Source organism: Enterococcus sp. BWR-S5 (genome assembly GCF_016745255.1).
GTDB lineage: Bacteria > Bacillota > Bacilli > Lactobacillales > Enterococcaceae > Enterococcus_L.
This window is the reverse complement of the sequence record NZ_JADOEQ010000002.1, coordinates 78,639-91,648: the sequence shown is the minus strand read 5'-3', so window position 1 is coordinate 91,648 and position 13,010 is coordinate 78,639. Positions and strand designations below refer to the sequence as shown.

Annotated in this window: 11 protein-coding genes; all 11 read left to right on the top strand. The window is 40.7% G+C overall.

Features of this window, described 5'->3' with window-relative positions:
- The first annotated feature begins 1,193 nt into the window (after window positions 1-1,193).
- The 11 genes from IW510_RS03070 to IW510_RS03020 all read left to right on the top strand — a co-directional run bounded on the left by IW510_RS03070 (window position 1,194) and on the right by IW510_RS03020 (window position 13,004).
- Window positions 1,194-2,213 carry a D-isomer specific 2-hydroxyacid dehydrogenase family protein gene (locus tag IW510_RS03070; protein ID WP_202056794.1) on the top strand — a complete coding sequence of 340 codons (1,020 nt, stop codon included), beginning with the start codon at window positions 1,194-1,196 and terminating at the stop codon, window positions 2,211-2,213.
- Window positions 2,207-3,313, top strand: coding sequence for an iron-containing alcohol dehydrogenase family protein (locus tag IW510_RS03065; protein ID WP_202056792.1), 1,107 nt, complete (start codon window positions 2,207-2,209; stop codon window positions 3,311-3,313). Before IW510_RS03070 ends, IW510_RS03065 begins: the two co-directional genes overlap by 7 nt.
- A gap of 492 nt (window positions 3,314-3,805) precedes the next feature.
- Window positions 3,806-4,651, top strand: a complete 846-nt coding sequence (locus IW510_RS03060) for a PTS mannose/fructose/sorbose/N-acetylgalactosamine transporter subunit IIC (protein ID WP_202056790.1) — start codon at window positions 3,806-3,808, stop codon at window positions 4,649-4,651.
- A 61-nt stretch (window positions 4,652-4,712) separates the two neighbouring features.
- Entirely contained in the window at window positions 4,713-5,570 is an 858-nt protein-coding gene (locus IW510_RS03055; protein WP_202056787.1) for a PTS system mannose/fructose/sorbose family transporter subunit IID, read from the top strand.
- Between the two features lie 164 nt (window positions 5,571-5,734).
- A complete protein-coding gene (locus IW510_RS03050) occupies window positions 5,735-6,241 on the top strand; it encodes a PTS system mannose/fructose/N-acetylgalactosamine-transporter subunit IIB (RefSeq protein ID WP_202056785.1) in 507 nt (168 codons plus the stop codon).
- Between the two features lie 86 nt (window positions 6,242-6,327).
- On the top strand, window positions 6,328-7,224 hold the full coding sequence (locus IW510_RS03045) for a hypothetical protein (RefSeq protein ID WP_236674601.1): 897 nt from the start codon (window positions 6,328-6,330) through the stop codon (window positions 7,222-7,224).
- A 105-nt stretch (window positions 7,225-7,329) separates the two neighbouring features.
- Window positions 7,330-7,785 carry a PTS sugar transporter subunit IIA gene (locus IW510_RS03040; protein WP_202056783.1) on the top strand — a complete coding sequence of 152 codons (456 nt, stop codon included), beginning with the start codon at window positions 7,330-7,332 and terminating at the stop codon, window positions 7,783-7,785.
- Window positions 7,786-7,855: 70 nt separating this feature from the next.
- Window positions 7,856-8,923 (top strand): mannonate dehydratase, encoded by a 1,068-nt coding sequence (gene uxuA / locus IW510_RS03035; RefSeq protein WP_202056781.1) that lies wholly within the window; start codon window positions 7,856-7,858, stop codon window positions 8,921-8,923.
- 130 nt (window positions 8,924-9,053) lie between these two features.
- Window positions 9,054-9,698 carry a bifunctional 4-hydroxy-2-oxoglutarate aldolase/2-dehydro-3-deoxy-phosphogluconate aldolase gene (locus tag IW510_RS03030; protein WP_202056780.1) on the top strand — a complete coding sequence of 215 codons (645 nt, stop codon included), beginning with the start codon at window positions 9,054-9,056 and terminating at the stop codon, window positions 9,696-9,698.
- A gap of 327 nt (window positions 9,699-10,025) precedes the next feature.
- Entirely contained in the window at window positions 10,026-11,990 is a 1,965-nt protein-coding gene (locus IW510_RS03025) for a J domain-containing protein (protein ID WP_202056779.1), read from the top strand.
- 417 nt (window positions 11,991-12,407) lie between these two features.
- Window positions 12,408-13,004, top strand: coding sequence for a TetR/AcrR family transcriptional regulator (locus tag IW510_RS03020; protein ID WP_202056777.1), 597 nt, complete (start codon window positions 12,408-12,410; stop codon window positions 13,002-13,004).
- Window positions 13,005-13,010 lie beyond the last annotated feature (6 nt).

Sequence of the window (13,010 nt, the reverse complement as noted above, 5' to 3'; positions counted from 1 at the left end):
GCCAAATGTTTGTCGAATGGTGAAGGTTTATTGAATAGAGGACATTCTTGTTTTATGTAGAAAGTGTTTCAGAATACTATAAGTGTACTAAAATTATCAAGCCTCTGTAAAGGCTTTCCGTTTTTTTCTATCCCTCCTGCTGCAATCCGTGTGAATAAGACTCTGAATATTTGAGAGAAGAGAATGAACCATTCAGTGCAGCTGGGAAAGAATAGATAAGAAATGATAAAACAATGACGGCTAATTAATAGAGACGATTTTATTAAAAAATGGTTATTCAGTGTGCTATCCATAGATAGCCGTTTCATTATGAACACTGGCGATGACTCTGCTTATTTACATGATTTTTCGGAAGATAGTTGAAAATTTCAGGAAAAGTGATGAAATTAAAAAAACAATTTTTAATTTTTAGTGGTTTCGGAAAAAAATATTTTCGAGCAAAACCTGCACAATTTTGGACACTCAGAAATCAAATATAAAAATTAGAATTTCTGTCTAGTAATGAGTATTTTCTTCTTTGACTCTAATTGAAACGTATCTAGTTGTTGAAAAAAATACTTGATATCTTTTTAGAATAACGTAAAAAAGAAACGAGTTGAACAGGTGTCTATAACAAAGACTGATAGGTCAAACGAAAAGGAGTAGTTCTCTTCTTGTTGAGGGATAAAATAACGAAGCACTTATTTTCCGGAGTAGCATTTTTTTAACGCTGTCGTTGCTCCTGTCATTCGATGTAATAAAAATAGATGAAAGAGTTGTTTGGTTTTGTTCACTCAGAAGGGTCAAAAATTTCTCTTTTATGTTTGCGCTTACATGTGTTATTAAAGCTGGTTTTTACCGAAATAATAAAAAATATTTTTTATTTAATAGAAACCTTTACATATTTTTTTTTATCAAGTAAGATGTGGGTGTCGGGGAAAGGTAAATTCGTAAGTGAATGTTTAGAACTACTGTTTATCAACGAAAGTTGATTAAATAAGAGAAATTGGTAAAGGTATTATGCGGAAAGGAGGAAAAGTGGCGAGTGTTTTCAGAATATTGGGTAAGAAGCATTCATTCACTGGTTGAAAAATTGGATTCCGACGATTAAAAAAACAAAAATTAAAATCGTTTCTCGAACAAAAAGCTGCAGCATCATCGAGACATGTTTTTTTGAACACACTGTAAAAACAACAGTTAAAGGAGAGCTGAGCATGTCGAAATATAACATCGCAATTGTTAATTCCAGCAGCTTTGGGAAAGTATTTCCGGAGCATATGGAGAGTTTGAAGAAGATTGGTCAAGTAAAGCATTTCACTGTAGATGGAGAGATTGCAGGGCGAGAGCTAGCTGAGATACTTCATGGTTTCAACATTGTTATTGCAAGTGTCACGCCGTTTTTTACACAGGAATTTTTTGATTATAAAGATGAACTTATTTTGATTTCAAGGCATGGAATTGGCTACAACAATGTTGACGTCGAAGCAGCGAAGAAGCACGATACCATTGTTTCGATTATTCCAGCGCTTGTTGAACGAGATGCAGTGGCGGAAAACAATGTCACGAACCTGATGACGATTTTACGGCGAACTGTAGAGGCACAGCAGAGTGTCAAAGAAGATGATTGGGAAGATAGAGCGCAATTTGTTGGCAGAACATTGTTTAACAAAACTGTTGGCGTTGTTGGCGTCGGTAATACAGGAAGTCGAGTTGTAGAGATTGTTCGCAATGGCTTTCAATGTGAAGTGTTGGCTTATGATCCATACAAATCTGACATGCATATTCAGAGTTTTGGGGCAAAAAAAGTCAGCTTTGAAGAGCTGCTTGAAGCATCAGATGTCATTTGTCTGTGTGCGAATTTAACAGAAGATAACTATCATATGATTTCAACAAAAGAAATTGAAAAAATGAAGGATCATGTGTATATCTCAAATAGTGCACGAGGAGCCTTAGTTAACGAAGAGGCAATTGTAAGCGGTTTAAAATCCGGTAAGATTGCTGGTTTTGCAACAGATGTTTTAGAGGAAGAGCCGGGGCGTAAGGATCATCCGTATCTTTCAGTAGATAATGTAGTGATGACGCCTCATACATCAGCATATACGATGGAATGCTTGGAAGAAATGGGCAAAAAATGCGTTCGAGATGTTGAAGACATTGTGAAAGGACAATTGCCGGAACGAGCTGTGCAGCCGCATAGCAGTTACATTTCAGGACAGGAAGTGTCCACATGCTGAATGATTTGAAGGTCAAGGTGGGACCGCAGTTTTATGAGTACCATACAGGTGCACTGTCAATTGTCCCGCAGCTGCTGGAAGAGTATAAAGCGAAGCATGTTTTGATTGTTCATGGCACCGTATCTTGGGAGAAAGCAAAGCCTAGGCTGCCGTTTTTAGCCGATGAAGGATACTCATTCTCTTACCATCAGTACACGGGGGAGTGCAGCTACTATGGCACTGATTTAGTGATGGAGGCTGCGAGAAAGGTGGGCGCTGATTTTATCATTGGTGTCGGTGGCGGCAAACTGACAGATTTGGTTGGTTATGCAGCACATCGGTTGAATACCAATTTTGGTGTTATCCCAACCCTGGCAAGCAATTGTGCCCCTTGGACTCCGCTATCAGTGATGTATAAAGAGAATGGCGAGTCAGAGGGCAAGACAGAGCATTTTCTGAGGCAAGCAGCATTTTTTATAACAGAGCCTGAGTTAATTATTGATTCTCCTGTTGATTACTTTATTGCCGGATTGGCAGATACCCTCGCTAAATGGTATGAATCTGATGCGATTTTACAACAGGAGCATTTGAAGGATGAGCCATTTTTACAGATGGCTGGTTTTACATCGGTACTTTGTAAAGAAGCGATTATGCGTGACTCGGAAAAAGCAATTCGGGATATGAAAGAGCAGAAGCTGTCTGATGAGTTTGTTCATTTATCAGAAATTGTGTTTGCAGTGGCCGGAATGGTTGGCGGTTTAGGTGACAAGTATGCCCGCAATGCGGCAGCACATGCGATGCATGATGGGATGAGCAAGTATATCCCGGAAAGCCACCACTTTTTACATGGCGAAAAGGTTGCTTATGGCATTTTCTATCAACTGGCTATCGAAGAAAAATGGTCCCTAATTGACCAGCTGTTACCGTTTTATCAAGCATTGAATCTGCCGATATCATTACATCAAATGGATATTTTTCCAGAAGATGAGACAGTGATTGACGAGATTGTCGCATTTATTTATTCAAAAAAGAAAGTCCATCTTATTCCAGTACCAATCACGGAAGCCGGACTAAAACAGGCGATTTATCAGCTGGAAGAATACATGGAAGACAAGGGATAAAGAGCGAAGCATTTCCATGTGAAATGAGAATGGTAAATCATCAAAGAAGGAACCATGAAGGCGTAGAGGAAGCAACGCTCCTAATAGTTGCCTTGTACTGTGCCACATCAGCTCTGCTAAAGCAGTCGCTGTGTGTTACAGCGATAGGTTCCATCGAAAGAAAGAAGGAGAGCCTCTACTCTGGTGTAAAAAAAAACCTGGAAGTAGAGGACATCGGACCATCAAAAAGAAGAAATCGGGCAGTTATCTGCACGATTTTGTCAAAACAAAGAAGGAGAACTATTTCCCTTTTACCAAGAATGCTAGGGAAATAGCTATCGGACCACCAAAAAGAAGAAACTGGACAGTTACCTGACCAGTTTCCTCAAAAGAAAGAAGGAGAGCCTCTACTCTGGTGTAAAAAGGAACCTAGAAGTAGAGGACATCGGACCACCAAAAAGAAGAAATCGGGCAGTTACCTGCACGATTTCGTCAAAAGAAAGAAGGAGACATATGGAAACTTTAAGTGTAATGCAGAGTTTATTGATTGCATTGTGGACCGCAGCCGTTATGTCAAGATGGCTGGGAGGGGGAGCAACGCTAACGTTGAGATTCTCGCCTTTGATGACAGGTCTTATCGTGGGGATTGTTATGGGGAACGTCGCACAAGCCATGATTGTTACTGCTTCTCTGCAAATGATTTATATGGGCGTATTTTCACCGGGCGGCTCCATGCCGGCTGAACCATCAATTGCTGCAGCAATTGCAGTACCAGTTGCTTTATTAGGGAATCTATCGCCGGAAGCAGCGATTGCTGTGGCTGTGCCAGTAGGCTTGCTGGGAAGCTATTTGTATCAATTTAGATTTTTCATCAACACATTTTTAGGGAAATACACAGATAAAGCGGTAGAGGATGTAAATGCAAAAGCAATTGCTCGTTCAGTGATTGTGTATCCGACCATTGCTTCATTCCTGTTGTTTGTTCCGTTAGTATTTGTTTCTCTTTATTTCGGTGCACCAGTTATTGCCGACGTCATCACTGCACTGGAAGGAACAGTGGTAATCCACGTTCTGGAGGTTGTCGGAGGCGGATTGGCAGCGATTGGGATTGCTACAACGATTTATGTTATTGGTCGGAAAGACTACATGGTCTTTTTCTTCCTAGCTTATTTCATGAGTATCGTTATGAAGTCATTGGAAGTAACAATGGTTACTTACGCAATTTTCGGTATCATTATTGCGCTGATTTTTGTTCAATCTCAAAAAGGCAAAAGCGTACCTGCTGCGGATAACAGTGGCGGTGCCACAGGCGCTTCATTTGAGGGCGATGATGATGACGATTACGATGATGGTTTCTAGTCAATCATAATTAGCGATTGATAGGAAAAACCAAGATACTTTTTAAACAGGAGGGAATAAAATGACTGAGGGAACCAAAAAGACGAATCTCGCACCAGAAGAAATTACAAAAAAAGATGTAACCAAAGCGTATCTTAGATGGCATTTTGCCAACGAGATTCCACATTCATTTGAACGTTACTTAGCTCCATCATTACTTTATGCAATGATGCCGCTTTTAAGAAAGCTTTATAAAAATGATGATGCACTGAAAGCAGCTTACAAACGTCAGCTACTATTTTTCAACACACAGCTTAGTTGGGGTGGTGGAGTAATCACCGGATTGATGTCGTCTATGGAGCAGCAGCGTGCACAGGAAGAATATGAAGGCACGGAAGTGCTGATGCAGGATGACTTGATGTACAACACGAAAGCCGGATTGATGGGGGCTTTGGCAGGGATTGGTGATGCAATCGACTCCGGTACTGTACAGTATATCTTTATCGCCATCGCTGTTCCTTGGGCTGAACAAGGAAGTCCGCTGGGAGCTTTGTTCCCATTTGTGGCTTTTGCCTTGTATCAAGTATTGCTGGGTGTGTTCTTTGCCCGTCAAGCATTTTCAATGGGACGGAATGCAACAGGCTTAATGCAGAGCTCGGGTGTACAAAATGCGATTGAAACATTGTCTGTTCTAGGTTTGTTCATGATGGGGATTTTAGCAGGAAACTATGTAAAAGTGGCTTCAACGCTTCAATTCAAAATATCCGGTCGAGAATTTGTCATACAGGATATATTGGATCAGATTGTTCCAGGGATACTCCCGCTTGCCGTTGTAATGGGCGTGTACTGGTTCTATACGAAGAAGGGGTTGAAGGTAACGCAGGCGCTATTATGGCTGACAGGAATCTTGATCGTTTTGGCAGCGGTAGGAATCTTATAAGTCATAAATAAAAAAGCGGACCATGTAATAAAAGTACCTCAAAATTATCTCAAGCTAGGCACTGTCTGCTGTGTCTGATTGCATTCTGTAGGAATGTGATTAGATACAGTAGCAGACAGCTTTTGCCCAGCGGATGATTTTCACGAAAAGAAGGAGGAAGAATCATGGGAACAGTTAATTTAGCACGTGTGGATGAGCGTTTAATCCATGGGCAGGTAATGATGACTTTATCACAAAAAAGTGGTGTCAATTCTATTTTTGTTGTTGACGAAGTGGTGGCAAAGGACAAATTCATGCGTGATTTGTATAAGAGTGCGGGAAGTCGTACAGGACAAAAAACCATTGTTATCACACCGGAAAAAGCAAAATTTTACTGGGATGAATATACGTTTAAGGACTATAACTGCATTTTGATTGCGAAAACAGTCAGCGTAATTTATGACTTAGTAAAACACGGTGTGCCGATGAAGGAATTGAACATTGGCGGCATCGCGCAAAAGGACCCGGAAAAGGATATTCTGGTAACTAAATCTGTATACCTGAATAAATCTGACGCTGAAAAGCTGAAAGAAATGAATGAGCAATATGGCGTCGAGGATATCTATTTCCAAGCAACACCATCTGCGCCGAAATCAACATTGAAGGATGTATTGGGACAGTTTGGCTTGTAAGTTTTAGCGCAGGTGAAAAGTGTTAGTGACAATGCGCTTGTTAGTGTTTATAGAGAGCAGAAAAATGGTGAGGAGGACTGAACGTGATGGATGAGGTAGAACCGATGAATCAAACGGAGCGCTTTAAGGACCGACAGTTTCGCTATCAGCATATCTATCGCCTGCGACGAACAAAGAAACAGAAGCAACGGTTTCTTTCGGCGTTAGTGAAAGATATTACTGAGACAAGAGAAGACATTCAAGTGATTGAGTATCAGCAGAACAAGCGGTATGTTTCAAGCAATCTATATGTTGGCGACATCGAAAGAGCAGATCGAATCATTTGTACGTACTATGATACGCCGCCAAAAGGATTTGGTTCCTATCATATATTTGATCGGTCCAAACAGAAAAAAGCAGTTACTGGTTTTTTACTGGTAAGCTCGTTGCTGGCTCTGTTGGTGGGGCTCTTATTGACCTGGCTGTATATGAAACAATCCGATAATACGTTCAATATCTTTTCTCTCCAAACCTTGTTGGTTATCTTATGCTATGGTGGTTATTTCTATCTGCTTAGCAAGGTAACGAAAGGCCTGTCCACTCGAAAAACACTGATTCGAAACACTTCTTCTGTCTTAGCTATGCTGTCAATGATTGAAGGCGGTGCAGGAAGAAAAACAGCTTTTGCCTTTGTCGATGAGGGCTGCTTTGGTGATATCGGCTTGAAGGTATTACAAGAAGTCTGTAAGAACTCCGCTCAGATTTACTTCTTAGATAGCGTTGGTGCTGACGCAGATTTGTATATCAAAGATGGCGAGAAAGAGCCTATGAAGTTAGTCGAAACAGCTGGATTAGGAAAGCCATCGAACCAAGTCAAATATATTTTCAGTGCTGAGATGCTGGAAAATGGCTCAGATAAGAGCTATTATCTGGAGCAATCAATGTTAAATCAAAAACAGCTGAACAGCAGCAATATGAAGAAGGTTATTACATTATTCAATTAGGACGGATCGGTGAAATGACACGTTTACACTAGCAAGAAAAATGTGTCAGAGGCTTGTGTGTATCGTCCTATTTACAGCTATTAATTATAAAGGAGCGGTGTTTTTATGCTTGGAATTGTCATTGCAACACATGGACAGCTAAGTGATGGTCTGAAGGATTCAGCAGAGGTCATTATTGGTGCTGTCAGTAATACAGCTACAGTCAATCTGAATCAAGGTGATGATATTCAGGAGCTCGGTCAAAAAATCAAACAGGCCATTGAGAGCGTGGATAAAGGTTCGGGAGTGATTGTTCTGACAGATTTGGTAAGTGCGAGTCCGTACAATCAATCATTGCTCATCGTCAATGGACTTGAACAGGCAGTGAAGGAATCGACCTTTGTAATCGGCGGTGTGAATCTGCCAATGCTGCTGGAAACAATCAATCATCAGTTGATTGGTACGAGTGCGAGTGAACAAATGGCGCAAAGTATTTTAGAGCAAGGGCTGAACAGTATCAGTGTTTGGCAGGCATCAGCTGCAGAAACAAGTGAAGATGAGGAAGAGGAAGACGATTTTTAAGAGCTTCTGAGATAAAACAAGTGAGAAAACTGAAGGTTTTCCTCTAAAAAATAGTGAAGGATGATTAGCGATGAAATGGGGATTCAGATGGTATGGAGAGGGAGATTCCATACCACTACAACATGTGAAGCAGATTCCGGGAATTACCGGAATTGTAGGGACATTATTAAACAAACTGCCGGGAGATGTCTGGGAAGTCAACGAGATTCAAGCATTGAAACAATCGATTGAAAAGGGCAATTTAGAATTGCTCGGCATCGAGAGTGTAGCGATTCATGATTCCATCAAAGCCGGGGCAGCGGATAGAGACAAGTATATCGATAACTATATTCAAACGATTCGAAATTTGTCAGCTTGTGGTGTAAATTTGATTTGTTACAGCTTTAAACCAATTTTTGGTTGGGCAAAAACGACATTGGCTCATGAAAATAGTGATGGCAGCTTTTCCTTGGTTTACGATCAAGCAGTGGTCGATAACATGGAGCCTGGGGATATGTTCAAGCTGATTCACAGCCAATCCAAAGGCTTTGATTTACCCGGTTGGGAAGAAGAACGATTGAAAAAATTTGATTCATTAGTCAAAATTTATGAAGGCGTGACAGAAGAGGATTTGTTTGAAAACTTGAAATACTTCTTGTTGAAAATCATACCTATATGTGAAGAAATGGACGTGAAGATGGCCATCCATCCGGATGATCCACCATGGGAAATTTTTGGTTTCCCAAGAATCACAAAGAACTTGGAAGACCTGCAGCGTATTCTGGATATTGTTGATTCGCCTTACAACGGACTTACCTTCTGTACCGGTTCTTTAGGAGCTGATCCTTCCAATGATTTGGTTGAAATGGTCAAACAGGTTGGGCATCGAATCAACTTCGTCCATTTCCGAAATGTCGGATTTTTAGGTGAAAAGAAATTTATTGAAACAGCTCATTTAAGCACAGAGGGATCTCTGGATATGTACGCGATTATGAAAGCACTGGTCGATGCAGGATTTGACGGTGTGATTCGTCCCGATCATGGCAGAACCATTTGGGGAGAGCATGCAATGCCGGGCTATGGTCTGCACGATCGAGCAATCGGTATCGGCTATATGCAAGGGCTGCATGAAGCAATCATCAAAGAGCAGAAAAACTGATTGTGTCGATATATAAATTCCATGAAAGAATGAGAGTTATTTAGCTATCTCTTTTGCCTCTACCATTGGCAAAAGCCACTATTCGTGCAATGAATCTTTTAAAGGATTTATATAGAAAGAGGGAACAAATATGTTGGCAAACATGGATCACGAAATCTACTCGCAGCTGGCAGAAACGAAACTGCTGCCGCTTTATACAGCAACCGATTTAAGCTGTCTGGATAAGCTGGAGGAAATCCTCATCAATAATGAGGTTCGCTTTATTGAAGTAACATTTCGCAGTGAGCTGGCCGCGCAAGCAATGAACAAGCTGTCAGCTTCTGGTGAGCTGACGGTAGGAGCTGGAACGGTCAGAAGTCTTGAGGAAGCTGAAACTGCAATAGAAAATGGGGTAAAATTCATTGTATCTCCTGCGGTTGTCCCAGAGGTTATTGATTATTGCCTGAAACAAGATATTCCTGTTTTTCCGGGAACCGCAACGCCAGGCGATATCCAACGGGCATTATCATATGGAATTAAAGTCGTTAAATTTTTCCCGGCAGATATCTATGGTGGACTTAAAGCCATCAAGGCATTGAGCGGCCCCTTCTATGACGTACAGTTTTTACCTACCGGCGGAATTGATAAAAATAATTTTATTGAGTATCTGTCAGATAAGCATGTGCTTGGTGTCGGCGGCTCCTTCATTATTTCAGAAGCGTTGATTTTGAAGGACGACGGAGTAACAGCGAATGCGGAATTAGAAGAGCTGGTTGAATTACTGAAAAGCAACTAGGTATTCTTGGTTAAGGGAAGTAATGACGAGAAACAACGGATGAAATAAACGGGATACGCCCTCTTAAGTGGAATATTTAATCCATTTAGGGGCGTATTTTCGTTACTCAAAAATTGCAGTTTTTTTTAACTATACGGTTGAGCAAACGATGTTTCAGAAGCTGACAATGAAAATTTAATCTACTAAAAATGACAATTACAGTGTACTATTAGTATATATCCCGTATGAAAACAGAAGAGGATGCCTGTTTTGTTGGTAAGCAATCGCCGGCAATTTTTCAGTAAAGATTTTTTTTGCGGGGATGTTATAGAAAAAAGGAGCTGTAACATGAGTTGTTGGGAGTTACTTGGAATCGATTCGATTTCCACGAGAAGAGAGATTAAGCAGGCGTATGCTGCTAAAGTCAAGCAGTTGAATATCGATAAGGAACCGGAAGCCTTTCAACAGTTGAAGGAAGCTTTCGATCAGGCGTTGGCACTAGCCGAAATGAACGGTGATGTGAGCGTTTCTTATGAAGAGAACGAGCTGGAAGAAGTCAGCTTTTCGGAAGAGGAGTTGCTGGAAGAACAATCTGCTGAAGCGCCACAAGATGCTGTTCAGATTTTTGCCAAGCAGTTGTCCGATTTATATAATGAAAAAGTATTTTTTGATTATTTGTCAGGCTGGCAATCTTTATTTGCAGATGAGTTGGAATGGTCGATAGCAGAATATGAGTATATCGAAGGGATTGTACAACGTTTTTTGCTGGAAAACTATCCGATATTGTCTAAACGAGTGATTCAGTTTTTAGGCGAATGCTTTGATTTTAGTAAAATCGCTGAAGATGTTCGAAGAAGAACCCCTTTTAGTGCTTATTGGGAAGAGATGCAGCATGTACCTGATTATTCTTTTGAGGTATATCAACAGATTTCTGAAGAGCTGCGTATCCCTTATTTTTTTGCGCGTTATGAATTGTACCAGCTGCTTGCAGAGGGAGTACCGGAGCGGAATACTTGGAGAAAGAAACTAGTCGAATGTCAGGGGATACTGACAGAGGATATAGACCTTCTTAACTTGCAGGTTGCTTATACCTTGGTGAAGGATGCCAAGCTGACGATGGAGCATTCAAAATGGCGAATTTCCGGATTGTTTGGTGAATTGCAGGCATTAGTGCCAAATGAAACAACGATATTTTTGAGTAATTACATTGATTGGGTGTCAGGGAAAGAAACGGCTGGTCGAGTGTTGATAAAGGAACCCGACGAGCTGCCGGGATTACCCTACTCAGTGTTTCTTCTATTGACAGGACATGCGTATGCCGGACTTAAGGAAGCATCAGAGGCTAAGAGCAGATTTTCTCTGTTGGAGCAAATCGCTCCTTCGATGATTCGACGAGAGGCGAGGGCGGGCACTGTGAATGAGGTGAAGCCGAAGCAGAAGTCATCAAAAGCTATCTGGGGAATTGTAGTAGTGGTGCTGCTTTTCTTGAGGCTAATCAGTATATCTGATCGTATGTCTACTTACAAGTCATCACAGGTCGTATTGCCGGAAACATTCTTTGAAGATTCCTCTGAAGAGTATTCAGCGTCGAATTTCTCGGACTTGCGTAAGAGTACCGTCATGCATAATAAGTTTGTCTATTTCTTCTATATTGATCGGGAGGATGAAGCTGGTCGTCAAGAATTTATTGATGAGCACGTAACGGAAAGTGAAAAAGCAAGATTTTTAAGTATTGATTTTCAGCAGTTGTCTTCATTGGATCTTGAAGGCACAGACGCGTATCCTGTATCAGGAAAAGAAAATCTGGTTGCCGAGTATGGTCAGGTAAACGGGTTACGGTTTGGCGCGATGGACTATCCATTTGTGATTTTGCAACTGGATGATGACGGGAAAATCAAAGATGTCTTTGGAAAAGGCTGGACAGAGCTGGAGAAATCGGAGTACACGATGTTGAGGAAATCACTGGATGTCAGTCCTTGGACTTCAAGGAGTTTCTTTTTCTTTTCCTATTTAGTAACAGAGCATCGAGAATTGAAAATGGAGTATCAATTAGAGTTTACAACGGAGTCTGTCAAGCAGCTTCTACGTGAACATGAGGATTATATGCTTGATGCGGAGACTTCTTACTGGGAGTATCAGGATTCCTTCGATAATCAAAAGAAGGAATACACGATTTTTGACTATAAAAATGGGGAAGTTGTGTTGATTATTTCCTATGATGAGTATGGACGAGTGGACCATGTATATGGAGAAAGCTGGGAGACGTTGCCGGAGGATAAAAGACAACAGGTCTTAGCCAATGTGGAAGCATAAATACAACAAGAGATATTTGATAAAGAAAGCTTAGATTTGAGAAAAACACCGGTGGAATGATTGAGAAAAGTTCATTACACCGGTGTTTTTTTGTGCAATAAAAGAGTGCAATTTGCACTCTGGGCTCTTTCTATTCTAATTTCCGAAAAAACTAAAACAAATGATTGATGCTAATCTTATGATAGTGCTGTTAATTTCTCGCTGTTCCGTGCCAAGCTTTCTTTTGCTTTGGTGCCCCATGTACCTTTTAAGGAACTGGATAAATCACTGGTTACACTGGCTAAGTCCTGCGGTGTAGGATTTGCAGGCTGCTTTTTATCTGTTATAAAGATTGTTCATTTTTTTGAAAGTGAACGTGTACATTAAAATGAGTGACAAAGTGTCACTATTCATCTTTTACAAAAGGAGGTGTGTTTCATGCCGAAAAGGACATTCTATAATCTTCCCGAAGAAAAACGTCAAATGATTGAGGCGGCGTTGTTGAACAGTTTTTATAATCAGCATATCAGTCAGGTAAAGGTTGCTCAAATCGTGGAAGAAACGAAAATATCTCGAGCGGCGTTTTATAAATATTTCCCTACGCTTGAGGATGCTCATCAATATATGATTGATAAGATTGCCAAAACTATTCATCGGGATATTTTTCACTACATCGAAGAAAATAAGTGTGAGTTCTTTAATGGGATTGCCCATTATCTGCGTTATTGCAGTGAGCTGTCTCATGATAGTGACTATTGGAAGGGAATCAAGCTATTGATAAAAGGTGAGAATACCATTCTTTACCGACGGATGGAAACTACAGAAGAGAATCGGATGGTCCGCGAGTGGCTTGAGCTATTACGATTGAATAACTTCAAGATTCAAAAGGCAGAAGAAGCGATAGGCTTTTTGTATTTCGTAATGGAGCTTGTAGTTGATTCGTTAGCAAGTCTTATTGTCAATGACTGGGCGACAGAGGAGATTTTAAAAGATTTTTCCTACAAGAGTAATTGGCTGCTCAAAGGAATTAAATGAAGAAAT